Below are 26,125 nucleotides of genomic sequence, written 5' to 3'. Positions count from 1 at the left end.
CGGTCATGGTTTTGGATTGGGGATGTTCGAGTGCGCCGATGCCGCCTTCTTGATAGGCGCGTATCCACCGTCGCAGGTGGGTTCGGGAAATGCCGTAATGATCTGCGGTACGCTGTTGGCTGCGTATGTGCAGGTAGTGGAGTACGGCTTGGTATTTGAAGTGTAATGTATATTTGCTCATAAAAAAACTGCACCTTGTGAGTTGGAGGGGATGTCCAACTTTTGGGGTGCAGTTCATTTTGTTTCAGACGACCTTTTTTCATACACCTTATATCTTAATTTCAATAAATTACTTCCCCTTCACATCAATCACCCACACTTCCGACTGAGAACCCAAGCGCAGCGGAATCCCCCAGAAACCGTAGCCGGACGTAACAAAAAAGTGTCTTCCGCCGATTTCTTCATAGCCGTAGGCAAGGCGGTAGAGTGTGCGCACAATCAGGTTTGCCGGTGCGATTTGACCGTTGTGTACATGGCCGGAAACTTGAACATCAATAGGCAGCGTGGCGTGCGCCTCGACTTCGGTCGGGCGGTGATCCATCAGCAAAACGGGCTGGTCGGTATTGTGGTTTTCCAGCAACTGCGCGACAGACGGACGGTCGTGATCCAAGTCATCGTTGCGACCGACGAGCAAGAAAGCATCTTGTTGCAACACTTGGTTGCCGAGTACGGTAATGCCCGCCGCTTCGAGGTCATGGCGGATGCGCGCGCTGTCACCGAACATATCGTGATTGCCCAAAGTCGCGTAAACACCCAACGGCGCTTTCAGACGACCCAGATGCGGCTGCATATTCTCTTTGCGGTAGGCATCGACGTTGTCGTCCATCAAATCGCCCGGCAACAGGATTAAATCGACTTTTTCGCGGTTCATGATGTCCACCAGCTTATCCAGTTGCCGCGCGCCGAACAAAATCCCCAAGTGCAGGTCGCTTGCCACGCCGATGCGCAGCGGTTTGTCCATTTTCTTATCGATCACGACAGTCTGATGACGGACGACGGGCGTATAGGCGTTGTACATACCAAAGCCGACCAAGCCGAATACAAACAGAGGCGCAAACAACCTCAGGCTGCGCGATAACGACCGGCTAGCCACAAATTTGCGCAGCAGTAGAAACAGGACAAACGTCGCCAGTGCCGCATACATCACAAACAGCAGCAACACCATCCAAAACGCCATGATGCGGAACATAAAATGTCCCAACTCCAACAAAAGCCCCGCCAACAGGCCGTTGGTCACGAAATACGACACACCCATCAGCCAACGCCTGCCCGCCTTGCCGACCACCGGCGAGAACAGCCATTGCAACGAACGCCCCAGCCCGAACGTAAAAAGCTGAAGCAATACAATCATAATCAGAAACATCGTGCCAAACATAAAGCGAACCTGTTGAAAATTAAAACCCAAACGGCGGATTCTATCATATCCGCCCTTTCAGACGAGGTCGTCTGAAAACCTTAAGTGCTATAATACCGCTTGAAAATTTTCATAAACCGCAAAGGAAATACAATGCTCTGCCCGCAAACCGCCATCATCCCCGACCACGCCCAAGCCGGAATATTCATCGAGGCCGACATTCGCGACAGCCGCTACGACGACATCAAAACCGCCTGCAAAACTTCGCTTGAAGCCTTGGCGAAACTCAAAACCCGCTTTCCCGAAGATATTTTAGGCATGACCATCGCCTTCGGCAGCGAAGCATGGAAAGCGTTCGGACATGCGGAAGAAGGCAGCGAAATCAAGCCCTTCCCCGTCATGGGCAACGGCCTTGCCCCTTCGACCCAACACGATATTTACATCCACATCCAAGCCTACCGCCAAAAAGCCGCCTTCGCGCTCGCCCAATCCGTCTTTGCCGCGTTCGGAGACAGCATCAGCGTCGCCACCGAGGAACACGGCCTGCGCCTTTATGAAGACCGCGGCTTGGACGGCTTTGTCGATGGTACTGAAAACCCGCAAGGCGATGAAAACGTCCGCAATGTCGCCATTATTCCCGAAGGCCGACCCGATGCCGGCGGTAGCTACGTCCTCCTGCAAAAATACTTGCACGACCTGAAAAAATGGGATGCCGTCCCCGTTGCCGAACAAGAAGCCAGCGTCGGCCGCAGCAAAGAAGCCAACGAAGAATTCAGCAAAGACGTTCGCCTGCCCGATTCGCACTTGGGTCGCGTCAACCTGAAAGAAAACGGCGTGGGGCTGAAAATCGTCCGCCGCAGCCTGCCCTTCGGCAAACTCAGCGGCGAACACGGTTTGATGTTCACTGCCTACTGCCATACCCTGCACAACATCGAAGTACAGCTTTTGCACATGTTTGGCGATGCCGACGGCAAAACCGACCTTCTGCTTAAGCATCTTTCCACCGCCGTTTCCAGCGCATATTACTACGCCCCTTCGGTCGAGCGTTTGCAGAATCTGTAAAACCGCGTTGCTGATGTGAAATATTGAAGCCCTAAAATAAAAGGTCGTCTGAAAACCCGTAATCAAGTTTTCAGACGACCTTTCTTCAAGCCATTAAATCAAGCAAACACCAGCTTGCCGCCCTCTTCTTTCACATGAATCGTGCTGTCGGGCGCATATTTGCCTTCGAGCAGGGCTTTGGCCAGCGGATTTTCGATTTCCGACTGGATGGCGCGTTTGAGCGGGCGCGCGCCGTACACAGGGTCGAAACCGGCTTTGGCAATCAAATCCAATGCGGCATCGTCCACTTTCATGTGCAAGTGCTGCGCTTCCAAACGTTTTTCCAAACCTTTGAGCTGGATTTTCGCGATGTTGCGGATATTCTCCTGATTCAGTCCGTGGAACACGACCACTTCGTCGATACGGTTGATCATTTCGGGACGGAAGTAGGCTTTCACTTCTTCCATCACTGCTTCTTTCACGGCTTCGTAATCCTGCGTACCCATTTGTTGGATGTGCTGGCTGCCGATGTTGGAAGTCATGACGATAACAGTGTTTTTGAAGTCCACGGTGCGGCCCTGTCCGTCGGTCAGGCGGCCGTCATCCAATACTTGCAGCAGGATGTTGAACACGTCCGGATGGGCTTTTTCCACTTCGTCCAGCAGAATCACGCTGTACGGTTTGCGGCGGACTTGTTCGGTCAAGTAGCCACCCTCTTCGTAGCCGACATAGCCCGGAGGCGCGCCGATCAGGCGGGCAACGGCGTGTTTCTCCATGTATTCGGACATGTCGATGCGGATGAGATGGTCTTCGCTGTCAAACAGGAAGCCTGCCAAGGCTTTGCACAACTCGGTTTTACCCACGCCGGTCGGGCCTAGGAACAGGAAGCTGCCGTAAGGTTTGTTCGGATCGGCAAGGCCGGAGCGGCTGCGGCGGATAGCGTCGGACACGGCGCGCACGGCTTCGTCTTGACCGACCACGCGGCGGTGCAATACTTCTTCCATTTTCAGCAGCTTGTCGCGTTCGCCTTCCATCATTTTGGACACGGGGATGCCGGTCATACGCGATACGATTTCGGCCACTTCGTCTGCGCCCACTTCGGTGCGGAAAAGTTTGTTTTGTTTTTTGCCGTCGGGGTTACTTTCCGCCGCTTGCAACTGCGCACCCAATTTCGGCAACTCGCCGTATTCGAGTTCGGACGCACGGGCGAAGTCGCCTTGGCGTTTGGCCTGCTCAATTTTGACTTTGATGTCGTCCATCTGTTTCTTGATGTCGGCGGTACTGGAAGACGCGGCTTTTTCGGCTTTCCAGATTTCGTCCAAATCGGCGTATTCTTTTTGCAAGCCGTCGATTTCTTCGTCTATCAGTTCCAAACGTTTTTTGCTGGCATCGTCGCTCTCTTTGGCAACGTGCATTTTTTCCATTTTGAGCTGAATGATGCGGCGGTCGAGTTTGTCCATCTGCTCGGGTTTGCTGTCCAGCTCCATTTTGATACGGCTGGCGGCTTCGTCAATCAAATCAATCGCTTTATCGGGCAGGAAGCGGTCGGTAATGTAGCGGTCGCTCAATTCCGCGGCGGCAACAATGGCGGGGTCGGTGATGTCGATGCCGTGGTGGATTTCGTAACGTTCCTGCAAACCGCGCAGTATGGCGATGGTGTCTTCCACGCTGGGTTCACCGACCAATACTTTTTGGAAGCGGCGTTCGAGTGCCGCGTCTTTTTCGATGTATTGGCGGTATTCGTCCAAGGTGGTCGCACCGATGCAGTGCAGTTCGCCGCGCGCCAAAGCCGGTTTCAACATATTGCCCGCATCCATCGCACCGTCGGTTTTGCCCGCGCCGACCAAAGTATGAATTTCGTCGATGAAAATCAAGGTGTTGCCGTCGTCTTTCGCCAAGTCGTTCAACACGCCTTTCAAGCGTTCTTCAAATTCGCCGCGGTATTTTGCGCCGGCAATCAATGCTGCCAAATCCAAAACCAGCAGGCGTTTGTTGCGCAGGGATTCGGGCACTTCGCCGTTGACGATGCGCTGCGCCAAGCCTTCGACGATAGCAGTTTTACCCACGCCCGGTTCGCCAATCAACACCGGGTTGTTTTTGGTGCGGCGTTGCAGCACCTGAATCGCGCGGCGGATTTCGTCGTCGCGGCCGATAACGGGGTCGAGTTTGCCGTCGCGGGCGCGCTGGGTCAGGTCGAGCGTGTATTTTTTCAGAGCATCGCGTTGGTCTTCGGCATTGGCATCGTTCACGTTTTGTCCTCCTCGTACCGCGTCGATCGCGGCGTTGATGTTTTGTTCGGTCGCGCCGGCTTCTTTCAAGATTTTGCCGGTCGCATCGTTCTGCTGCACCAAAGCAAGCAGGAAAAGTTCGCTGGCGATATAGGCATCGCCGCGTTTGGTTGCGGCTTTGTCCATCAGGTTCAACACTGCCTGCAATTCGCGGCTGGGCAGAATATCGCCTCCCTGACCAGACACTTTCGGCAGGCTGTTCAAATGCTGCTGCAAACGCTGTTTCACCTGCGGCACATTCACGCCCGCATGGGCCAACAGCGCGGCGGCTCCGCTGTTTTGGTCGTCAAGCAGGGCTTTCAGTACAAAGCCCGCTTCCAGATAGCTGCTGTCCGCAGCCAACGCCAAACTCTGAGCTTCTGCAAGGGCTTGTTGGAATTTGGCGGTTAATTTGTCGAATCTCATCTTTAGGTTTCCTTTCTTCTGAAACGAATATCTTTCTAATAAACGCTATATAGTGTCGCCTGTGGATAACTCAAGAGAAAAATTTACCAAAATATTAAAAAATATAGTATCAATCTGTTTTTAAAATAGATTAAATCAGAAAAAGCTGTGAATAAGTCGATATGCCCACTATAAAAAGGTCGTCTGAAAACTCGTTGGGAATCAGGTATAATCAATCCCTATTTCATTTTCAGACGACCTTGAGCCATTAAGGATATCCCCATGAGCAAGAAACGCGTCCTCACCGGCGTAACCACCACCGGCATCCCGCATCTGGGCAACTACGTCGGCGCCATCCGCCCTGCCGTCCGCGCGGCGCAAACGCCCGACACCGAATCCTTCCTCTTCCTCGCCGACTACCACGGCATCATCAAATGCCACGAGCCGGAGATGATTCACCAATCCACCCAAGCCGTTGCCGCCACTTGGCTGGCCTGCGGACTCGATCCCGAGCGCACCACCTTCTACCGCCAAAGCGACATTCCCGAAGTGATGGAATTGAACTGGATTCTGACCTGCATCACCGCCAAAGGCCTGATGAACCGCGCCCACGCCTACAAAGCCGCCGTGCAGGCAAATGTCGAAAACAATCAGGAAGATCCCGACCACGGCGTAGAAATGGGTTTGTACAGCTACCCTATCCTGATGACCGCCGACATTCTCATGTTCAACGCCAACGAAGTCCCCGTCGGCCGCGACCAAATCCAACACGTCGAAATGGCGCGCGACATCGCCGGCCGCTTCAACCACCGCTTCAAAGAAGTCTTCACCCTGCCCGAGGTGAAAATCGATGAAAACGTCGAACTCTTGGTCGGCTTGGACGGACGCAAAATGTCCAAATCCTACGGCAACACCATTCCGCTTTGGGAAAACGACAAGAAAACCCAAAAATCGGTCAACAAAATCATCACCAATATGAAAGAGCCAGGCGAGCCGAAACAGCCCGACGAAAGCCCTTTGTTTGAAATCTACAAAGCCTTCTCCACGCCGTCTGAAACCGCAGCGTTTACGCAAATGCTGGCTGAAGGTCTGGCATGGGGCGAAGCCAAAAAACTCTTGGCCGCCAAAATCAACGCCGAGCTGGCAGAACCGCGCGAACGCTACAACGCGCTGACCGCCAATCCTTCGCAAATCGAAGACATCCTGCAGGCGGGCGCAGCCAAAGCGCGCAAAGAAGCGCGCGAACTGCTGGACCAAGTACGCGACGCCGTCGGCATCCGCCCATTGAAGTAAATCTCAAAAGGTCGTCTGAAAAAGCAGCCCGCTATTTTCAGACGACCTTTTCCTGTTTAAAACAAGGAATATCCGATGAAAGCCTTTCCGATTCTCTTATCCGCCCTCCTGCTTGCCGCCTGCGGCAAATCCGAAGCTCCTGCCGAGCCCGCCCAAAATGCCGCCGAAGCCGCGCCAAAGCCCGCGTTTAAAGTCAAATACATCGACAACAACGCCATCGCAGGCTTGGATTTAGGACAAAGCAGCGAAGGCAAAACCAATGACGGCAAAAAACAAATCAGCTATCCGATTAACGGCTTGTCCGAACAAAACACCATCCACCTGATCGGCAACCACCCCAACGACTTGGAAGTCATCAGCGGCAAATGTATGGAAACCGGCGACAAAGGCGAGCCTTTGGGCTGGACTGAAAACGGCAAATGCCATGCCTTGTTTGCCAAACTGGTCGGCAACATCGCCGAAGACGGCGGCAACCTGACGAGCTACCTCCTCTCTCATGCCGCCCTGCAACCCTATCAGGCGGGCAAAAGCGGTTATGCCGCCGTTCAAAACGGCCGCTATATCCTTGAAGTGGACAGCGAAGGAATGTTCTTCTTCCGCCGCCGCCATTATTGACCGAGCGAGTGCCGCCCATGTCCGTCCACGCCTTAATCCGCGCTCTGCCTAAAGCCGAATTGCACGTCCATATCGAAGGCACGTTCGAGCCGGAATTGATGTTCGCCATCGCCGGGCGCAACGGCGTTTCCATTCCCTATGCGGATGTGGAAGCCGTGCGCCGCGCTTACGATTTTCACAACCTGCAATCCTTCCTCGATATTTACTACGCCGCAGCGGCGGTCTTGCTTCACGAACAGGATTTTTACGACCTGACCACCGCCTATTTCGCCCGCTGCCGCGAGGATAACGTCGTCCACGCCGAAATCTTCTTCGACCCGCAAACCCATACCGCGCGCGGCGTATCGTTTGAAACCGTCATCAACGGCATCACCCGCGCCCGTCTGGAAGCGCAGGAAAAATGGGGCATTTCCAGCAGGCTGATTATGTGTTTCCTGCGGCATTTGAGCGAAGAATCCGCGTTTGAAACGTTGGCCCAAGCACAGCCTTTCAGACGACATATCGACGGCATCGGACTGGATTCGGGCGAACTCGGCAACCCGCCCTCCAAATTCGAGCGCGTCTTCGCCCAAGCCCGCGCGCAAGGTTTTCCCGCCGTTGCCCATGCCGGCGAAGAAGGCCCGCCCGAATACGTTTGGGAAGCGTTGGATTTACTGAAAGTCGTCCGCATCGACCACGGCGTGCGCTCTGAAGAAGACGAAACCCTTATGCAACGTCTGATTGCCGAGCAAATGCCCCTGACCGTCTGCCCCTTGAGCAACCTCAAGCTCAAAGTCGTCGGCGACCTGTCCCGACACAACCTGCGCCGTATGCTTGAGCGCGGCGTATTGGTTACCGTCAATTCAGACGACCCCGCCTATTTCGGCGGCTATATCAACCAAAACTTTATCGAACTTACCGACGCATTGGGTTTGAATGAAGCAGACATCCGCACCTTGTGCAAAAACTCGTTCAAAGCCTCGTTTTTAAGTGAGGAAGAAAAAGCAAAACGGTACGCCGAAATCGACGGCATCCATGTTTAAAGAAGAAGCCGACCTGAAAAAGCCATCCGGTCGGCTTTTTTCTCGGTTAAAATGCGAACCGTATAAACATCGAACTTCTTTTCAGACGACCCTTCTAAATATAGTGGATTAACAAAAATCAGGACAAGGCGACAAAGCCGCAGACAGTACAGATAGTACGGAACCGATTCACTTGGTGCTTCAGCACCTTAGAGAATCGTTCTCTTTGAGCTAAGGCGAGGCAACGCCGTACTGGTTTAAAGTTAATCCAATATAAAAATACCGTTTCAGCGCAGAAGGTCGTCTGAAACACCCTCAAGAATGAAAAAAATCCATCTCATCCTTATGCTTCCGGTTTTTCTGACAGGTTGCGCCGGTCTCCCCTCACTGGAAGAGCGCCCTGAAAGCCACTATCTAGGCATCCATTCCGCCCCACGCATGGATGCCCTGCTCAACACCACCTCTAGCAAAACCAGCGGCGATATTTCCAATGTCTATCTGCTCAACGACGCACACGAAGCCTTCGTCGCCCGCGCCGCTCTGATTGAAGCCGCCGACCATACCCTAGACCTCCAATACTACATCTGGCACAACGACATCTCCGGCAAGCTCATGTTCAACCTTATCCACCGTGCCGCCGAACGCGGCGTGCGCGTGCGCCTGCTGCTTGACGACAACAACACTAACGGGCTGGACAACGTCCTGCTCGCCCTCGACAGCCATCCCAATATCGAAATCCGCCTGTTCAACCCCTTCGTCCGCCGCAAATGGCGTGCACTGGGTTATTTAACAGACTTCCCGCGCCTCAACCGCCGGATGCACAACAAATCCTTTACCGCCGACAACCGCGCCACCATCCTCGGCGGGCGCAATATCGGCGACGAATATTTCAAAGTCGGCGAAGACACCATCTTTGCCGACCTCGACATTCTTGCCACCGGCCGCGTCGTGCCCGAAGTTTCCCAAGACTTCGACCGCTATTGGGCAAGCCATTCCTCCTACACCGCCACCAGCATCATCAAAAAAGGCGATATAGAAAAAGGCTTCCAAGAGCTGGGTTACAACGACAAAGACAAAAACGAAACCCTCGGCCGTTACCGCAGCAACATCGAAAATTCCGAACTCTACAAAAAAATGCAGAGCAACAGCATAGACTGGCAAAGCGTCCATACCCGCCTGATCAGCGACGATCCTGCCAAAGGGCTGGACCGCGACCGCCACAAACCGCCCATTTTTGACCGCATGCAGGACGCCCTGAAAACGCCCGAAAAAAGCGTTTATCTCGTTTCGCCCTATTTCGTTCCCACCAAATCAGGCGTGCGCGCGCTTGACCAACTCGTTAAAGACGGCGTGGACGTCACCGTCCTGACCAACTCGCTCCAAGCAACCGATGTAGCCGCCGTCCACTCAGGCTACGTCAAATACCGCAAACCCCTGCTCAAAGCCGGTGTCAAACTCTACGAGCTGCAACCCAACCATGCCGTCCCCACCACCAAAGACCGCGGTTTGACCGGCAGCTCCGCCACCAGCCTGCACGCCAAGACCTTCATCGTGGACGAAAAGCGCGTGTTCATCGGCTCATTCAACCTCGACCCGCGCTCCGCCAGACTCAACACCGAAATGGGCGTCGTCCTCGAAAGCCCCCAAATCGCAGGCGAAATGCAGCGCACCCTCGTCAATACCACCCCGAAATACGCCTATCAGGTCACCCTCGACAAATACAACAAACTGCACTGGTACGACCCCGCCACTCAAAAAACCTATTCCACCGAACCGGAAGCCAAATTCTGGAAACGCGTTACCTCCAAAATCCTCTCCATCCTGCCGATAGAAGGATTGCTGTAAAACCCGAACAAAAGGTCGTCTGAAACCTGTATTTCAAGTTTTCAGACGACCTTTAATCTATCCGTATCAAGTTATTTGCCGGCTTTTACGCCCTGCCATTGGCGGACCATGAATTTCAAAATGGTGGGCTGGATAGGAACCATGATGAAGCTGTTTTTCAAATCTTCTTCGCTCGGGAAGATGGTGCGGTCGTCCCTGAACTCCGCTTCCATCAGTTCGCGTGCGGGTTTGCTGGAAGGGGCGTAGGTAACGAAATTGCCGTTTTTCGCGGCGACTTCGGGGTCGAGAAAGTCGTTGATGTATTTGTGGGCGTTGGCGACGTTCTTCGCATCTTTCGGAATGACGAAGGAGTCCACCCAAATCCCCACGCCTTCTTTGGGCATCATGACGCGGATTTTTTCTTTGCCGCCCGCTTCTTCGGCGCGCCGTCTGGCAATGTTTAAGTCGCCGCCGAAGCCGATGGTGACGCAGGTGTCGCCGCGCGCCAAGTCGTCGATGAAGCCGGACGAGGTAAAGCGTTTGATGTTGGGACGGTTTTTCTTGAGCAGCTCGGTTGCTGCTTTGATGTCTTCGGTATCGTTGCTGTTGGGGTTTTTACCCATGTAGTTCAATACCATAGGATAGATTTCCGCCGCGCTGTCCAAGTAGCTGATGCCGCATTGTTTCAGCTTGGATGTGTATTCGGGGTTGAACACCAAATCCCATTGGTTGTCCGGCAGTTTGTCCGTGCCTAAGGCTTTTTTCACGCGCTCGGTATTGATGGCGAAGGTATTGGTTCCCCAGTAAAACGGAACGGCGTATTCGTGGGTCGGGTCAACGCCTTCCATCAGTTTCATCAATTCGGGATTGAGGTTTTTATAGTTGGGAATCAGGGATTTGTCGATTTTTTGATAAGCCCCCGCCTTAATCTGCCTGCCGACGAAGGTATTGGATGGTCCGACGATGTCGTAGCCTGATTTTCCGGTCAATACTTTACTTTCCAGCGTCTCATCGCTGTCGTACACGTCGTAAGTTACCTTGATACCGTTTTTCTTTTCAAAATCGGCGACGGTTTCGGGATCGACGTATTCCGACCAGTTGTAAATCCTCAATACATTTTGGTTTCCCGCCTGCTCCGCTTTGTCGGAGGTATTTTTATCCGAACCTCCGCAGGCGGCGAGCATGACGGCGGCTAGGGCGATGAGTGGCAGATGTTTGGTCATTATCATTCCTTGCATATCGGGTGGAAGGGAAAGTAAGGGATTATAAATCAGGCACGCACTATCTGATAGCAATTTCCATTGGGGCGATAGTCCGAAGGTCGTCTGAAAGTCCCTGATTCAATAGCTAGAAACAAGGTTTTGCGGTAATATAGCACCCATTTTCTTTTCACAATTACATACGGCCGGGAAGGTCGTCTGAAACCTTTTTAGTAGAGACATCGAAACATCATGAAAACCTCCGAACTACGCCAAAAATTCCTAAAATTCTTCGAATCCAAAGGCCACACCATCGTCCGATCCTCTTCGCTCGTGCCGCACGACGACCCGACGCTGCTGTTTACCAACGCCGGTATGAACCAGTTTAAAGACGTATTCCTCGGCTTCGACAAACGCCCATACAACCGCGCCACCACCGCGCAAAAATGTGTACGCGCCGGCGGCAAACACAACGACTTGGAAAACGTCGGCTACACCGCCCGCCACCACACCTTCTTTGAAATGATGGGCAACTTCTCCTTCGGCGACTACTTCAAACGCGACGCCATCCACTTCGCTTGGGAGTTTCTCACCTCCCCCGAATGGCTGAACATCCCCAAAGAAAAACTCTTGGCGACCGTGTATGCCGAAGACGACGAAGCCTACAACATCTGGCTGAGCGAAATCGGTATGCCTGCCGAGCGCATCGTCCGCATCGGCGACAACAAAGGCGCGAAATACGCGTCCGACAACTTCTGGCAGATGGGTGACACCGGCCCCTGCGGCCCGTGCTCCGAAATTTTCTACGATCATGGCGAAGAAATTTGGGGCGGCATTCCGGGCAGCCCTGAAGAAGACGGCGACCGCTGGATTGAAATTTGGAACTGCGTGTTCATGCAGTTTAACCGCGACGAGCAAGGCAATATGAACCCTCTGCCCAAACCGTCCGTCGATACCGGCATGGGCTTGGAGCGCATGGCGGCCGTGATGCAGCACGTCCACAGCAACTACGAAATCGACCTGTTCCAAGACCTGCTCAAAGCTGTTGCCCGCGAAACCGGCGCGCCGTTCAGCATGGACGAACCGAGCCTGAAAGTGATTGCCGACCATATCCGCTCCTGCTCCTTCCTGATTGCCGACGGCGTATTGCCTTCCAACGAAGGCCGCGGCTATGTACTGCGCCGCATCATCCGCCGCGCCGTGCGCCACGGTTACAAACTCGGTCAGAAACAGGCGTTTTTCTACAAACTCGTGCCTGACTTGGTGAAAGCGATGGGCGAAGCGTATCCCGAGTTGAAAGAGAAGCAGACGCAGATTATGGAAGCCCTGCGCGCGGAAGAAACCCGCTTCGGCGAAACGCTGGAAAAAGGCATGGGCTTGTTCAACCAAGTGTTCAACGGCATGAAATTCCTGAAACTGGAAAGCCTGCTGCCGCAAGATGGTGTGGGCAAACCACTGGCATTGAAAACCGCAGAGGGTGTGGAATTCACCGCCGCCTCCCGTGCTGCTTCAGGCAAAAAGCAAATCGTTATCCGTCCCCAAGTTTCAGGTAGCCTGAACGAAGGCATGTATATCGATTTGCAGGCTGCTTTGGAAACCGCCCATATTCCCGACGCGGAAAAACCGTTTGCCGAAGCCTTGAATGCCTATTTGATGGACAACATTGCCAACAGCAAACTCGTTATCGGTGGCGAACATATCTTCAAACTCTACGACACCTACGGCTTCCCCTACGACCTGACCGCCGACATGGCGCGCGAATTGGGTATCGACTTGGACGAAGAAGGCTTCAACCGCGAAATGGAAGCCCAACGCGCCCGCGCCCGCGCCGCACAAAACTTCAAAGCCAACGCGCAACTGGACTACACAGGCGCAGACACCGAGTTCACCGGCTACGAAAAACGCAGCCAAGACACCAAAATCATCGCCTTATACAAAGGCAGCGAAGCCGTGGACGAACTGCAAGCAGGCGAAGCAGGCGTGGTTGTTTTGGAACAAACCCCGTTCTACGCCGAAAGCGGCGGCCAAGTCGGCGACGTAGGCTTTATCTTTGCAGGTGAAAACCGTTTCCGCGTCGAAGACACGCAGAAAATCAAAGCCGCCGTACACGGACAATTCGGCGCAGTCGTTTCAGGTCGTCTGAAAGTCGGTGATGCCGTATCCGCCGAAATCGACAACGACATCCGCGACAGCATCATGCGCAACCACAGCGTTACCCACCTGATGCACAAAGCCCTGCGCGATGTTTTGGGCACACACGTCGAACAAAAAGGCAGCCTGCAAAACGCCGAGCTGACCCGCTTCGACATCTCCCACCCGCAAGGCATCAGCGCGGAAGAAATCGCCGAAGTCGAACGCCGCGTCAATGCTGCGATTATCGCCAACGTGCCCGTCAAAGTGGAAACCATGTCCATTGAAGATGCGCAAAAATCCGGAGCCATGATGCTCTTCGGCGAAAAATACGGCGACTTTGTCCGCGTCATCACCATGGGCGACTACTCCACCGAACTGTGCGGCGGCACCCACGTCGCCCGCACCGGCGACATCGGCTTCTTCAAAATCATCAGCGAAGGCGGCATCGCCGCAGGCATCCGCCGCGTAGAAGCCATCACCGGCCTTGCCGCACTGGCATGGGCGCAAAACCAAGAAAGTCTGATGAAAAACATCATCGCCGAAGTCAAAGCCCAAACCGAAAAAGACGTCCTCGCAAAAATCCAAGCCAACGCCGCAAACGCCAAAGCCTTGGAAAAAGAGTTGGCAAAAGCCAAAGCCGAACTCGCCGTCCACGCAGGCGCCAAACTCCTGGACAACGCCAAAGACTTGGGCACAGCCAAACTCGTCGCCGCCCAAATCGAAGCCGACGCAGCCGCCCTGCGCGAAATCGTTACCGACTTGACCGGCAAATCTGACAACGCCGTGATTCTTTTGGCAGCAGTAAACGACGGCAAAGTCTCCCTGTGCGCCGGCGTATCCAAACCGCTGACAAATAAAGTGAAAGCCGGCGACTTGGTCAAATTTGCAGCCGAACAAGTCGGCGGCAAAGGCGGTGGCCGTCCTGACTTGGCGCAAGCCGGTGGCACAGATGCCGACAAATTGCCTGAAATGCTGGTAAGCATCGAAAATTGGGTAAATGAAAAACTCATTTAATCTAAATTAATGAATTTTAAATATGCCAATCAAAAATTAACATTTGATTGGCATTGTAATATTTTCTTAATAATAAAGGAATACATATGCTAATTCACTCTTTTGAATTTCCACTACCTAATAATTTAGAAGTAAAAAAAATTTTGCAATTAGCGTGCGATTGGATTATTGGTAGCAAGCATTACACCTTATCAAAAGATGACTTTAATGGACTACTTGACAAAACTGATGAAATTATTGAAAAAGGAAATGAAAAAGTAGAATTTGGATATGCAAATTTTCCAAATATATCTTCTTCAATTGGGGGGATTAGATTCTCAAAACAAGACGAAGATAATACTACTTGGGTGACAACTATTGTTTCGTCTAAAAATCATAACCAACATTTTATTAATATTCAATTAAGTTGCGAACTATCTCAAGCCTCCTTACAAATACCTAATGCTAAAAAGCCATATATTATTAAACAAATTCTAAAAGAATATAGTGGAGGCATGGATGGACAAATTCCTGTCTCAGATAAAGCAATTCTTTTAAAAGAAGGTGAAGAAGAAATTGCTGCAGCATTGATTCAAGATGCAGCAGAAAATATTTTACCTATTGTCTACATTAGCTATGATCCTGAATTAAATCAACATCTAATAGATTACAAAAAAATTGCTAAAAATCTTTCTGGAAATGCGCATGTAATTGTAGAACCAAGCCGTAAATTCTCTATGAAATTAAGAAGCCTCTCAAATGCTAAAAATGTATTTAATGGTACAATTGGCGTTTACTGGCCTCAAAATGGGCGAAAATCATATTTCCTTACTGATTCTATTAATACACCGAATAAGCTGGAACGTAATATTCAAGAAGATATTATTCAAGCATTACTAAACAAAAGACAGACAACACAATGCAATTGGTTATATTTAAAAGAATGTATTTCAAAACAAAGAATTGATCAATTAAGAAAAAATTCTACTGATGTAAATGTGGAAGAATATATTAATGCATTTGATGATGAATTAAGAATCAAAGAAGAAAGACTAGAAGAGGCAAATAAAGAAATTGCAAAGCTAGAAGCAGAGAATCGAAGATTAAATTCTACTAATTTTAGTCGTTCCCAAGGAGTCTTAAACTATGGAAACGAACAAGATTTATACGATTATGAAATCCGAAGTTTTGTAGTAGATGCTTTAAAGTATACTTTAGAAAATAACACAAAAGAGAATTCTAGAAAATATCATATATTGTATGACTTATTTAATCATAATAAATTAGATGAAAAAAAAGATCTTCGAATCATAAAACAAGATAGACTTAAACGTATTATGAATGATTATCAAAAAATGACTCCTAAGACTTTAGAGGAGTTAAAAAATTTAGGGTTTGAACATTCAGATGAAGGGAAACATCATAAATTTGTTTTTTCTAATGATGGCAGATACAGTGCAACCATTTCTAAAACAAGTAGCGATTATCGTGCAGGTAAAAATTTCTCACGAGATGTAGCAAATCAAATTTTTAAATAAATTTTCAAAGGGCGTAATTCACACACGCCCTTTTATTTGAATCTTTAATATTAAAGCTAATTATTCCTTCTCAACCGTAAAAAACAGTGCTTCCTGTTTCAAAGCATTACCGTCTGCATCAGCAAGCCGTAGCCCGCACCCCTGTCAACCGCGTGCGTGGCTAGACCACACACCCTACCACTGCGGGCGACGTAAACCTTAAGATTGAGGTGTAGGGTGTGTGCGGTACGCACGCACGCGGTTTTTGTTGCTACCGAATGATTTCAAACCATGCCGTAATACAGCCGGCAGCAAACGTAGCTTGGGTCATGACCCAACAAAACTCAATATCAAAGGTCGTCTGAAAAATAATTTTCAGACGACCTTTCTATCAAAAGCAGCCTGCACTTTCAAAAATTGAAATGCAGGCTGCTTTTCACGATGATTGGAAAAACCGCGCAATATTTTTATACTGTACATCATCCAGCAAGCCGTAGCCTGCATTCCCACAAACCGTGTGCGTGGCTACGCCACACACCCTACCTGCGGGCGATGCAAACCTTAAGATTAAGGTGTAGGGTGTGTGCGGTACGCACGCACGCGGGTGCTGCCGTTACCGAATCGGCACGGCATCCTTCCACATCCCCCCCATCAATCCAAATCAAGAAAGCTCCAATCTATGTCCTATAACCGCCAAAAAATGGAAAACGCCCTGCTTGCCCTAATCGGCGCATTGGAATTTGAAGACGGCCGTTTTTGGAAAGGCTACGATTTTGACCTGCTCAATAGCCTGCACGAACAAGGCCTAATCAGCCAGCCTTGGGGCAAAGCCAAATCCGCCTATCTCACCCCCGAAGGTTTGGAAAAAGCCAAAGCCTTGGCAGAAGAGATGTTTGGCGGGGAATCGGATTTGTAGCAAAGCCTGCTCCCGCTAACTGCGTGCCCAACTATTCCGCCCTAGCCATAAATTACAAGAAAACAAAACCGGTGAATAGGGTATGTGCAATGCACACCCGAGGTTTTTGTTATTACTGAATCGGCAAACGTATAGTGGATTAAATTTAAATCAGGACAAGGCGATGAAGCCGCAGACAGTACAAATAGTACGGCAAGGCGAGGCAACGCCGTACTGGTTTAAATTTAATCCACTATAAAGCAAGCAGCCGCCTGCCTCCCGCCTAGATAAAGGTCGTCTGAAACAGATTTCAGACGACCTTTTATTGTAAAAATCTATAAATTTAATAGATAATAACTAATCTCATATTATCAAGCTAGAAAAGATAACCCGCTGATTAACTTGATATTTAACATAGTTAAATTATGTTAACTAAAACATACGTTATCCAAACCTGATTTCACAATTGATTTAAATCATAATATCTTGTGTCCAAATCTCTAAAATACCCGAAATCATACTAGATATTGATTTTCGAATAACAAACTACAAGAGTCGAGGAACGCAAAATGCCGAAAATTCCTGAGTTGGTTTGTCCCGCCGGTAATCTGCCCGCTTTAAAGACGGCGGTGGACAATGGCGCGGACACGGTGTACATGGGGCTGAAAGATGCGACGAATGCGCGCAATTTTCCGGGACTGAATTTCGATATGAAGTCGGCGCAGGAAGGGGTGGCTTACGCCCATGCGCGCGGCCGTAATGTGTTGATGGCCATCAATACTTTTGCCCAGGTGGGGCAAATCGAGCAGTGGCATCGGGCTGTCGATACGGCGGTGCAATTGGGGGCGGACGCGATAATCGTCGCCGACCCTGCGATTATGGCTTATGCCGCCGAGCGTCATCCTGATTTGAGGCTGCACATGTCGGTGCAGGGTTCGGCGACCAATTATGAAGCCATCAATATGATGAAGGAGCTGTTCGGCATCCGCCGTGCCGTGCTGCCGCGCGTTTTGACGGTCGATCAGGTTAAACATGTGATTGACAATACGGATGTGGAAATCGAAGTGTTCGGTTTCGGCAGTTTGTGTGTGATGGTGGAAGGACGCTGCATTTTGTCGAGCTATGCGACGGGCGAATCGCCGAATATGCAGGGCGTGTGTTCGCCGGCGAAGGCGGTGCGCTGGGAGCAGTTGCCCGACCGTATGAATGTGCGGCTGAACCAAGTGTTAATCGACCAATACAAACCGGACGAACCGGCCGGTTATCCGACCCTGTGCAAAGGCCGTTTTGAAGTCAATGACGAAACCTATTACGCGCTGGAAGAGCCGACCAGCCTGAACGTTTTGGAAATGCTGCCCAAACTCATCAAAATCGGTGTGTCCGCCATCAAAATCGAAGGCCGCCAGCGCAGCCCGATGTACACGGCGCAGGTTACCAAATCGCTGCGGCAGGCTTTGGACGCTGCCGCGGCCGATCCGGCTCATTTCAAAGTTAATCCGGTGTGGAACAACGCGCTGAGCAAGGTTTCGGAAGGGCATCAGACGACTTTGGGCGCATACAGCCGTCCGTGGAAATAAGGGGGAGGGAAAATGAACCCGATGAAACTATCGCTGGGGCCGGTTTTGTTTTTCTGGCAGAAGGAAGCGCTGCTGGAATTTTACGCTGCCATGCTGGATGCGCCGGTGGATACCATTTATCTGGGCGAAGTGGTGTGTTCGCGCCGCCAGAAAATGCGTTTTGCCGACTGGGTCAGCCTGGCGGAAGATTTGGCGGAAAGCGGCAAAGAGATTATTTTGTCGTCGCAGGTGCTGCTGGAAAGCGAATCCGATTTGAAACGCCTGCGCAAAATCACGGGGCAGGACAAATTCAAAGTCGAAGCCAACGATATGGGCGCGGTCAAATTGGCGCACGAACACGGCATTCCGTTTGTCGCCGGCGCCAGCCTGAATATTTACAACGAAAGCACGCTGGCGCTGTTTCAGAAACTGGGCGCATACCGCTGGATTGCGCCGTCTGAGTTGAGCCGCGACAAAGTTGCTGAAATCATCAAGGCTTCAGACGACATTGAAACGGAATTGTTTGCTTGGGGCAAAATGCCTTTGGCGTACTCTTCACGCTGCTTTACCGCACGGCATTACAACCTGAACAAAGACGGCTGCGAATTCCGCTGCTTGGATTACGAGCAAGGCATGGACATGAACACCCGCGAGGGCAAGCCGTTTTTAACCATCAACGGCATCCAAACCATGTCTTACGGCTGCCAAAACCTGCTGCCGCACCATGAGGATTTGCGGCAAATCGGTGTGAACATGCTACGCCTGTCGCCGCAAATGCACGGCATGGTGGAAATCGTCCGTATCCACCGCGATGTATTGGACGGCAAAATCGCACTGGCGGATGCGCTGCCCGAATTGGAAAGATTGACCACCGGCACGCTGGTGGACGGCTATTGGCACGGCCAGCCGGGTATCGAAGCCGTGAAGGAGGAATATTATGGCGTTGCCTGAAATCGTATTGCCCGCATGGGCGGGAAAAATCGGCGGAAAATTACCGGGCAGACCACCGCGTTTTGCTTTGGTTTTTACCCTCAACACCATGCTCAAACGTGGATTGCTGCCCGCCGACATGAGCCTGTTTGACGGACGCACCTTCGAAATCGACGTACTCGACGCGGGCCTCAAGGTGCGTTTCACCGCCAATGCCGAAAAATTCATTGATGCGGATTTCTTCGGCACGCCCGATTTGCGCCTTGCCGCCAACGGCATCGACTTTATGCGCATGATGCTGCGCGAGGAAGACCCGGATACCTTGTTTTTCAACCGCAAACTGCAAATCGAAGGCGATACCGAGCTTGGGCTGATTACCAAAAACCTGCTCGACAGCGTGGACTGGCCGTTCGGAGATTGGTTTTTGAAGCGGCAGTTGTCTGACTGAACGCAGGGTTCCACATTTGGATTTTAAGTGCAAAGATTTTCTAAGCCGGAAGTCTAGTGCACGTTAGTGGGAGCAGGAATCAAATGAAAATACCAATGAGCCGCTTTGACAGTATTTTTTGAAAGGGAAGGATTTCAGGCAAATTTAGACATGTCCTGGTACACCATATACAGTAGTGCCGAACAACACACCCACATAACCGTTGTGTTATCCGGCACCAAATGAGGTACTTCTTAAATGAGTTTGCTCAATTAAATTAGATGTTGCACTTAAAATCCAGATCTTCCAGCTACTTTACTCATCTATCGTAACGGAGCAAACTTAATGCTTATCATGTTGTTGCATATATTCTATCCAAAATTCGGCATTCTCAACTCCCGCTTGACGTGGGTCGAACACCGGATCAAGGCCGGCTTTTTTCTGGCGGTCGTAATCATGCAGCGCACGTAAGGCGGGTTTGCTGAGAAATACGATAGCAATCAGGTTGAGATAACACATACTGCCGAAGCCTATATCACCCAAGCCCCACATCAGGCTGGCGGACTGCACGCTACCGATAAACACCACCACTAAAAACACCACCCGCAGAATCATACTGAGTATCGGGTATTTCAGCTTTTGGTCGAGATAAAGCAGCGCAGTTTCGGCGATGTAGTAATAAGCCAGCAGGCAGGTGAAGGCGAAGAAGAAGATACCGACTGCCACAAATGCGCCGCCGAAATCGCCGAACACGGTACCCAACGCAGCCTGCGTGTAAGCAGAGCCGGCTTCCACGCCGGGAATATTTTCAACCAGCGGCGTTTCCATGCCGGCCGGATGTACGTTATACATACCGGTAATCAGAATCATGATAGCAGTCGAGGTACAGACAATCACGGTATCGATATACACCGAAAAGCCTTGCACCAAACCTTGTTTCACGGGATGGCTTACTTCAGCGGCAGCCGAGCTGAACGTCGCTTCGCCCGCACCGGCTACATTAGAGAACACGGCACGTCGTACACCCCAGGAAATCGCGCTGCCTACAATTCCGCCAAATACCGCGTCTGTGCCAAATGCGCTACCTATAATCAGGTTTAAAGTTTCGGGAATTTTTGAGGCGTGGTTTACCAATACAATCAACATCAGACCGACATAACCCACAGCCATCAGCGGAATGATACTGTCGGCGGCACGGGCGATGCGTTTGGTGCCGCCGAAAATCAGAAACGCCAATATCATGGAAACTGCAGCACCGGTGCTCCATGCAGGCAGTGCGAAGGCGTTTTCAAACGAGGTGGCAATAGTATTGGCCTGAATGCCCGGCACCAACACGCCGTAGCTCAGGAAAATCACTACAGCTACTAGCACGGCAAAGGCTTTCAGTTTTAAGCCGCGCTCGATGTAGTAAGGAGAGCCGCCGCGATATTCAGTGCCGACTTTGACTTTATAGATCTGAGCCAAAGTCGATTCTACAAACGCGCTGGCGCCGCCCAACAGCGCCATCACAATCATCCAAAATACAGAGCCGGGACCGCCCGCGGCAATGGCGGTCGCTACGCCGGCGATATTGCCGACACCAATACGCCCCGAAAGCGACATACAGAATGCCTGAAACGAAGAAATCCCCGCACCTGATTCCTGCTTTTCTTTCAGCAGGCGGATCATTTCGGGCAAATAGCGGAATTGCACTCCTTTAGTAATAACGGTGAAATACAGACCGACGGCCAAAGCCAGGTAAACCAAGCCGTTGCCCCAGATATAATCCACCAGCGTACTGACGATCTTTTCCATCTCTTCTCCTTTGCGGTTTTATGTTGTTATCTAAGGTCGTCCGAAAAAAGGTTTGGCTTGGTAAGAGCTGTCAGTTTCAGACGACCTGAGCTTTATTTTGTGTTATTCCATAAACCAAATGGTTTTTGCCTGCGTGTATTGCTCAAACGCTTCCACTCCTTTGTCGCGACCGCCGAAGCCGGATTGTTTGTAGCCGCCGAACGGTGTGGCAATACTGCCTTCCGAGAAACCGTTTACCGATACCGTACCTGCCTGAACTTTGCGGGCAACACGGTGGGCGCGGCTTACATTGGATGTGTAGAACGAAGCGGCCAGTCCGTAATCCGATTGGTTCGCCAAACGGACGGCTTCTTCTTCGCTGCTGAATGTGGTTACTGCCAGCACCGGGCCGAATATTTCTTCTTTAAACACAGTCATATCAGCAGTTACACCGTCGATAATCGCCGGCTCGAAATACCAGCCGTCGCCGGTTTTGCCGCCGGTGATCAGTTTGCCGCCCTCTTTCAGGGCGGTATCGAAATAACGGCACACCTTATCAAAATGAGCTTCTTCCACCATCGGGCCGAGGTTGGTTTCAGGCAGGCGTGGATCGCCGACTTTCCAGCCCTGCTTGAGGTCGTCTGAAAGTTTGGCCAGCAGGGCATCTTTGATACTTGCTTCCACAATCAGGCGCGAACCGCAGCTGCAGTTTTCGCCCATATTCCAGAAAGCGGCGGCTAAAATCGACGGTACCGCTTTGTCTATATCCGCATCGGCAAACACGATTTGCGGGCTTTTACCGCCACATTCCAAGACGATTTCTTTCAGGTTGCTTTGCGCCGAATATTCCAAGAAATAGCGGCCGACTTCGGTCGATCCGGTAAAGGCCACCATGTCCACATCTTGATGCATGCCCAAAGCTTTGCCGACCGTTTCGCCCAATCCGCACACCAGCGTCAGCGCTGCTTCAGGCACGCCCGCTTCATGCGCCAGCTGCACTATGCGGTAGGCGCTCAGCGAAGTCAGTTCGGCAGGTTTTACAATCACCGAATTGCCAGCCGCCAAAGCAGGTGCCACTTTCCATGCAAACATCTGCGCGGGGAAGTTCCATGGCAACACTACGCCGACCACGCCGACCGGCTCATGCACAATCAAACCCAGCACGTCGTTGCCCGAGGGGGCGACGCGGCCGAAGGCTTTATCCACATATTCAGCGTAGAAATAAAAGGTCTCAATGGTGGCGGGCATATCGGTGTTGATGCACTCGCTGATGGGCTTGCCCGCGTCGATACAGTCCAACGCAGCGAGCTCTTCGGCGTGTTCTTCAATCAACTGCGCCCAACGCAGCAGTACGGCACGTTTTTCAGATGGGCTTTTGCCTGCCCAAAGGTTGTCTGAAAACGCAGAACGCGCGGCACGCACGGCGGCATCTATATCCTGTTCGCTTCCGTCAGCGATGTAGCCGATGAGGGAATTGTCGATGGGTGTGCGGTTTTCCAGCTTTTTGCCTGAATCGGCATGGTTAGGAATCAAATGTCCCGCCCACAGGTTGCCTGCTTTGGCGGCCTCGAAGATTTGTTCAACGGTTTTCATACTGGTCTCCTTTATTTCAACAAAGCCGCAAATTCAGCGGCTTCCTGCGCGGTCAGGTTATGCAGCGGCAGGCGCACTTTGCCGGCGGGTTTGGTGCCGTTTAAGCAGCCGATTTTGGCTTTTTGGTTGTAGTTGCCCGATTCCATTGAATGCAGGGCGGGATAGAGGTCGGTCAGAATCTGGCGTGCTTTGTCCCAATCTTGGGCTTGGGCGGCGTTAAACAGGGCAACCTGCTCGCCGGGAAAAACGTTGGCCGCGCCGGCAATCCAGCTTTTTACGCCCCAGAAGAAGAAATCCAAAGGTTGGTCGTCGCAGCCGCACACCACTTGGAAATTATCGAATTTCGCCTGAATCATACGCAGCGCATTGGAGAAATTGCCGGTGCTTTCTTTGATGCCGACGATGTTGGGATGCTTCGCCAAATGCGCCACCGTATCGACTTCGAGTTCTACACCGATGCGCGCAGGGAAGTTGTAGAGAATAATCGGCAAGTCGGTTTTAGACGCCACATATTCAAAATGTTCGATGATGCCTTGTTGCGATGGCAGGCTGTATGGCGGCGCCGACAGCATCAGGCCGTCGTAGCCTAATTCTTTAGCGCGGATGGCACGTTGCGCAGCTACTTCGCTCGACATATCGCTGACACCGGCAATCAGCGTACAGCGGCCGGCAGCAGTCTTCACGATGGTGTTCAATACGGTTTCGCGCTCGGCTTCCGACAAAGCGTAATACTCGCCTGTGGTACCGCAGGCTACGATGCCGCGCACGCCTTTAGCAATAAACGCGTCCACCAACTCGGCAAGCAACACGGTGTCCACTTGATTGTCGGCGGTAAACGGGGTAACGATGGGAACTAAAATACCTTCGATATTCATATGTTTCTCCTCTTGAGATGAATAGTGAATCATTTTAAAAAACTACATCCGTCAATATTCGGACTTGATCCGAATATGACACGCCCTAGCTGGCGAAACGATTAAAACGGTAAGGACTTAAATCGATTGCAGGCTGTTCGCCGAAATACAGGGCTTTCACCAGTTTTGCGGTCAACGGCGCTTGAGTCAGTCCCAAATGCTGGTGCCCGAACGCCAGCAAAATGTTTTCTTTGCGGTCGATTACCGGCAAAGAATCGGCAATCGAAGGACGGAACCCCATCCACGTCACGGCGTCTTGCCGGTTCAGACGACCTTTGAGCATAGGTTCTGCCAAGCGAAAGAGCTGTTCCGCCCGTTCCATATTCGGCGGCGCATCCAGCCCGGCAAACTCCACTGTACCGGCCAGGCGCAAGCCAGCGTTCATGGGCGTCATGATGAATTTGCGCTCGAAGCTGCTCACAGGCACGTTCAAAATATTTTGGCTCTGAGGCAGCATCAGGTGGTAACCGCGTTCCGTATCAAGCGGAATGTCGCTGCCGCACAGATTTTTCAGCCACGGCTTGGAAAACGCTCCCGCAGCAATCACTACGCGCTTGGCTTCAAACGCTTTTCCGCCGCTGCTGATGCGGAACAGGTCGTCTGAAAATAATTGGATGTCGGAAACGTCGGTATTTTCACTTGTCGTGCCGCCTGCCTGCACGAAAGCGTGCTGCAAATCCGCCGCCATGCCCGCCAAATCAACCACATGTCCGGTATCAGGGTAAAACAGTGCGCCGAGTTGCGTATCGGCCAGAGCCGGTTCGCGCTCGTGTAGGCTGGATTGGTCGAGCCATTCGTTGACTACGCCCAATTCATTTAACGCCCTGCCGTGCTTTTGCAACGCCGCCTGCCCACTTTTGGTTTCGCAAACCAACAGCGAGCCGTCGATGCAAATATGCCGCTCCACGCCCCATTCCTGTGCAAATGCGCGCCATGCAGGCAAAGCATGGCTATTGAGTGCCATCAGTGCGCGGTGGCTACGTTGGAAACGTTCGGGTGTGAGATTGCGCAGCAGGTTGAACAACCACGGTGTGATTTTCGGCAGGTATTTCCAGTCCAGTCTCAACGGGCCGAGCGGGTCGAGCAACATTTTCGGCAGCTGCTTGAGCACATCGGGTGATACAATCGGGAACACCTGCTCGGTGGCGATATGTCCGGCATTGCCGTAAGACGCGCCGCTGCAAACAGTATCGCGTTCCAACAACAGTACGCTTTCACCACAGCGCTGCAATTCCAGTGCGATACTCAAGCCGACGATGCCGCCGCCAACCACGGCTGCAGAAAAAATTTGGCTGTTCATGATGTTTCGATTCCGTAGCGGAAAGGATCATCCGCGTTTACAAAAATCTCTGATGCCGCATGAATGTGTGCCTCCCCTTTGATGGTCGGTATGATCAGACGCTCCGGATACAGGTCGTCTGAAAGTCTTTCATAAGAAGCAGCAAAGCGGCTGCCGATTACGCTTTCCTGCACCCACTCTTTTTCAGGTGGCCACACGCCGTCTGCAGCCAAACAGGCCATCTTCGCACTGGTGCCTGTGCCGCAAGGTGAGCGGTCGTAGGCTTTGCCGGGGCAAAGCACGAAGCTGCTGCTGTTTGCCGTATCGGTTTTGCCGAAAAGCTCGATGTGGTCGATTTCCTGCCCGTCTTTGCCGGTGATGCCCTGCGCGTTCAGTGCGGTGCGGATGCGCCATGAAACATCGGTCAGCTGCTCCAGATTGTCGGGCGCGATGGTGCAGCCGTGGTTGTTCACCAAGAAAAACCAGTTGCCGCCCCAAGCAATATCGCCGGTGATGCTGCCGATGCCCTCAACGTCAAGCGACACGTCTTTACGGTAACGGTAAGACGGCACGTTGCGCACGCTCACCGAGCCGTCTTCATGCAGCGTGCAGCGCACATTGCCTACCGGCGTCTCGATGGTGTGCGTGCCGACATCAATACGTTTAAGATGTTGAAGTGTTTTAATCAAACCGATGGTGCCGTGGCCGCACATGCCTAGATAGCCGCTGTTGTTGAAGAAAATCACGCCGGCCGCAGAAGCAGGGTCTTGCGGCTTACACAACAACGCCCCGACCAAAACTTCCGAACCGCGCGGCTCCAAAATCAAAGCGCAGCGCAAATGGTCGAAACGATTGGCAAAATCGGCACACTGTTCTTGCAGGCTCTTGCCGGAAAGCTCGGGGAATCCGCCATACACCACACGGGTCGGCTCGCCGCCGGTGTGGGAATCAATCACGGAAAAAGTGTATTCGGTATTCGGCATAGCAAAATCCTATCGCTAAAAAACTTCCGTTAACCTTACAAAACTGCCGCGGCCGTCGTCTTGATGAATTTCCCGTTTTTTGTGCAGAAATGTGCATACTCAAGCAAAACCAAAACAGAAATGCCTGTCTGAA

Annotated in this window: 20 protein-coding genes and 1 pseudogene; 12 read left to right on the top strand and 9 right to left on the bottom strand. The window is 51.7% G+C overall.

Features of this window, described 5'->3' with window-relative positions:
• Positions 1–181 (bottom strand): helix-turn-helix domain-containing protein (locus DBY90_RS07350; RefSeq protein WP_185952179.1); only part of this gene is annotated, 181 nt, incomplete at its 3' end.
• Positions 182–289: 108 nt separating this feature from the next.
• The gene (locus DBY90_RS07340; RefSeq protein WP_070492110.1) at positions 290–1,375 is read right to left on the bottom strand and encodes a metallophosphoesterase; all 1,086 of its coding nucleotides are present in this window, start codon (positions 1,373–1,375) and stop codon (positions 290–292) included.
• A gap of 132 nt (positions 1,376–1,507) precedes the next feature.
• On the opposite strand from DBY90_RS07340, the gene DBY90_RS07335 reads away from it, so the two are divergent.
• Positions 1,508–2,416 (top strand): Dyp-type peroxidase, encoded by a 909-nt coding sequence (locus DBY90_RS07335; protein ID WP_070492112.1) that lies wholly within the window; start codon positions 1,508–1,510, stop codon positions 2,414–2,416.
• A gap of 98 nt (positions 2,417–2,514) precedes the next feature.
• Here DBY90_RS07335 and clpB read toward each other — a convergent pair whose 3' ends face one another.
• Positions 2,515–5,088 carry an ATP-dependent chaperone ClpB gene (clpB, locus tag DBY90_RS07330; RefSeq protein ID WP_070492117.1) on the bottom strand — a complete coding sequence of 858 codons (2,574 nt, stop codon included), beginning with the start codon at positions 5,086–5,088 and terminating at the stop codon, positions 2,515–2,517.
• A 261-nt stretch (positions 5,089–5,349) separates the two neighbouring features.
• On the opposite strand from clpB, the gene trpS reads away from it, so the two are divergent.
• The 4 genes from trpS (at position 5,350) to DBY90_RS07310 (ending at position 9,821) form a co-directional block, all read left to right on the top strand.
• Entirely contained in the window at positions 5,350–6,360 is a 1,011-nt protein-coding gene (trpS, locus tag DBY90_RS07325; protein WP_070492120.1) for a tryptophan--tRNA ligase, read from the top strand.
• Between the two features lie 75 nt (positions 6,361–6,435).
• Positions 6,436–6,975, top strand: a complete 540-nt coding sequence (locus DBY90_RS07320; protein WP_070492123.1) for a hypothetical protein — start codon at positions 6,436–6,438, stop codon at positions 6,973–6,975.
• A 17-nt stretch (positions 6,976–6,992) separates the two neighbouring features.
• Positions 6,993–7,997, top strand: a complete 1,005-nt coding sequence (locus tag DBY90_RS07315) for an adenosine deaminase (protein WP_070492126.1) — start codon at positions 6,993–6,995, stop codon at positions 7,995–7,997.
• A gap of 300 nt (positions 7,998–8,297) precedes the next feature.
• Positions 8,298–9,821 carry a phospholipase D family protein gene (locus tag DBY90_RS07310; protein WP_107986916.1) on the top strand — a complete coding sequence of 508 codons (1,524 nt, stop codon included), beginning with the start codon at positions 8,298–8,300 and terminating at the stop codon, positions 9,819–9,821.
• Positions 9,822–9,892: 71 nt separating this feature from the next.
• Here DBY90_RS07310 and DBY90_RS07305 read toward each other — a convergent pair whose 3' ends face one another.
• Positions 9,893–11,023, bottom strand: a complete 1,131-nt coding sequence (locus DBY90_RS07305; RefSeq protein WP_107986914.1) for a polyamine ABC transporter substrate-binding protein — start codon at positions 11,021–11,023, stop codon at positions 9,893–9,895.
• Positions 11,024–11,251: 228 nt separating this feature from the next.
• Here DBY90_RS07305 and alaS point away from each other — a divergent pair, with 228 nt between their 5' ends.
• From alaS to ubiT, 7 genes and pseudogenes are all read left to right on the top strand, one after another.
• Complete coding sequence (gene alaS, locus DBY90_RS07300; RefSeq protein WP_107986912.1) at positions 11,252–14,146, top strand: alanine--tRNA ligase; 2,895 nt, start codon at positions 11,252–11,254, stop codon at positions 14,144–14,146.
• Positions 14,147–14,232: 86 nt separating this feature from the next.
• Positions 14,233–15,663 carry a hypothetical protein gene (locus DBY90_RS07295; protein ID WP_107986910.1) on the top strand — a complete coding sequence of 477 codons (1,431 nt, stop codon included), beginning with the start codon at positions 14,233–14,235 and terminating at the stop codon, positions 15,661–15,663.
• Positions 15,664–16,321: 658 nt separating this feature from the next.
• Positions 16,322–16,558 carry a DUF6429 family protein gene (locus DBY90_RS07285; protein ID WP_003742120.1) on the top strand — a complete coding sequence of 79 codons (237 nt, stop codon included), beginning with the start codon at positions 16,322–16,324 and terminating at the stop codon, positions 16,556–16,558.
• A 115-nt stretch (positions 16,559–16,673) separates the two neighbouring features.
• Positions 16,674–16,793: pseudogene (locus DBY90_RS12840) on the top strand (IS5/IS1182 family transposase); the annotation flags it as partial.
• Between the two features lie 313 nt (positions 16,794–17,106).
• Positions 17,107–18,114, top strand: a complete 1,008-nt coding sequence (ubiU, locus tag DBY90_RS07280; RefSeq protein ID WP_070492146.1) for a ubiquinone anaerobic biosynthesis protein UbiU — start codon at positions 17,107–17,109, stop codon at positions 18,112–18,114.
• A gap of 12 nt (positions 18,115–18,126) precedes the next feature.
• Positions 18,127–19,044 (top strand): U32 family peptidase, encoded by a 918-nt coding sequence (locus tag DBY90_RS07275; RefSeq protein WP_070492148.1) that lies wholly within the window; start codon positions 18,127–18,129, stop codon positions 19,042–19,044.
• Positions 19,031–19,471 carry a ubiquinone anaerobic biosynthesis accessory factor UbiT gene (ubiT, locus tag DBY90_RS07270; protein WP_070492150.1) on the top strand — a complete coding sequence of 147 codons (441 nt, stop codon included), beginning with the start codon at positions 19,031–19,033 and terminating at the stop codon, positions 19,469–19,471. The genes DBY90_RS07275 and ubiT overlap by 14 nt, the downstream gene beginning before the upstream one ends.
• 321 nt (positions 19,472–19,792) lie before the next feature.
• Here ubiT and DBY90_RS07265 read toward each other — a convergent pair whose 3' ends face one another.
• The 5 genes from DBY90_RS07265 to DBY90_RS07245 form a co-directional block, all read right to left on the bottom strand.
• On the bottom strand, positions 19,793–21,244 hold the full coding sequence (locus tag DBY90_RS07265) for an alanine/glycine:cation symporter family protein (RefSeq protein WP_070492154.1): 1,452 nt from the start codon (positions 21,242–21,244) through the stop codon (positions 19,793–19,795).
• A gap of 102 nt (positions 21,245–21,346) precedes the next feature.
• Positions 21,347–22,816 carry an aldehyde dehydrogenase gene (locus DBY90_RS07260; RefSeq protein WP_070492157.1) on the bottom strand — a complete coding sequence of 490 codons (1,470 nt, stop codon included), beginning with the start codon at positions 22,814–22,816 and terminating at the stop codon, positions 21,347–21,349.
• An 11-nt stretch (positions 22,817–22,827) separates the two neighbouring features.
• On the bottom strand, positions 22,828–23,691 hold the full coding sequence (gene dapA / locus DBY90_RS07255; RefSeq protein WP_070492160.1) for a 4-hydroxy-tetrahydrodipicolinate synthase: 864 nt from the start codon (positions 23,689–23,691) through the stop codon (positions 22,828–22,830).
• Positions 23,692–23,776: 85 nt separating this feature from the next.
• Entirely contained in the window at positions 23,777–25,030 is a 1,254-nt protein-coding gene (locus DBY90_RS07250; RefSeq protein ID WP_070492163.1) for an NAD(P)/FAD-dependent oxidoreductase, read from the bottom strand.
• Positions 25,027–25,992, bottom strand: coding sequence for a proline racemase family protein (locus tag DBY90_RS07245; protein ID WP_070492168.1), 966 nt, complete (start codon positions 25,990–25,992; stop codon positions 25,027–25,029). The genes DBY90_RS07250 and DBY90_RS07245 overlap by 4 nt, the downstream gene beginning before the upstream one ends.
• Positions 25,993–26,125 lie beyond the last annotated feature (133 nt).

This window comes from Neisseria mucosa (assembly GCF_003044445.1).
Lineage (GTDB): Bacteria > Pseudomonadota > Gammaproteobacteria > Burkholderiales > Neisseriaceae > Neisseria > Neisseria mucosa_A.
This window is presented reverse-complemented; position numbering and strand designations above follow the sequence as displayed.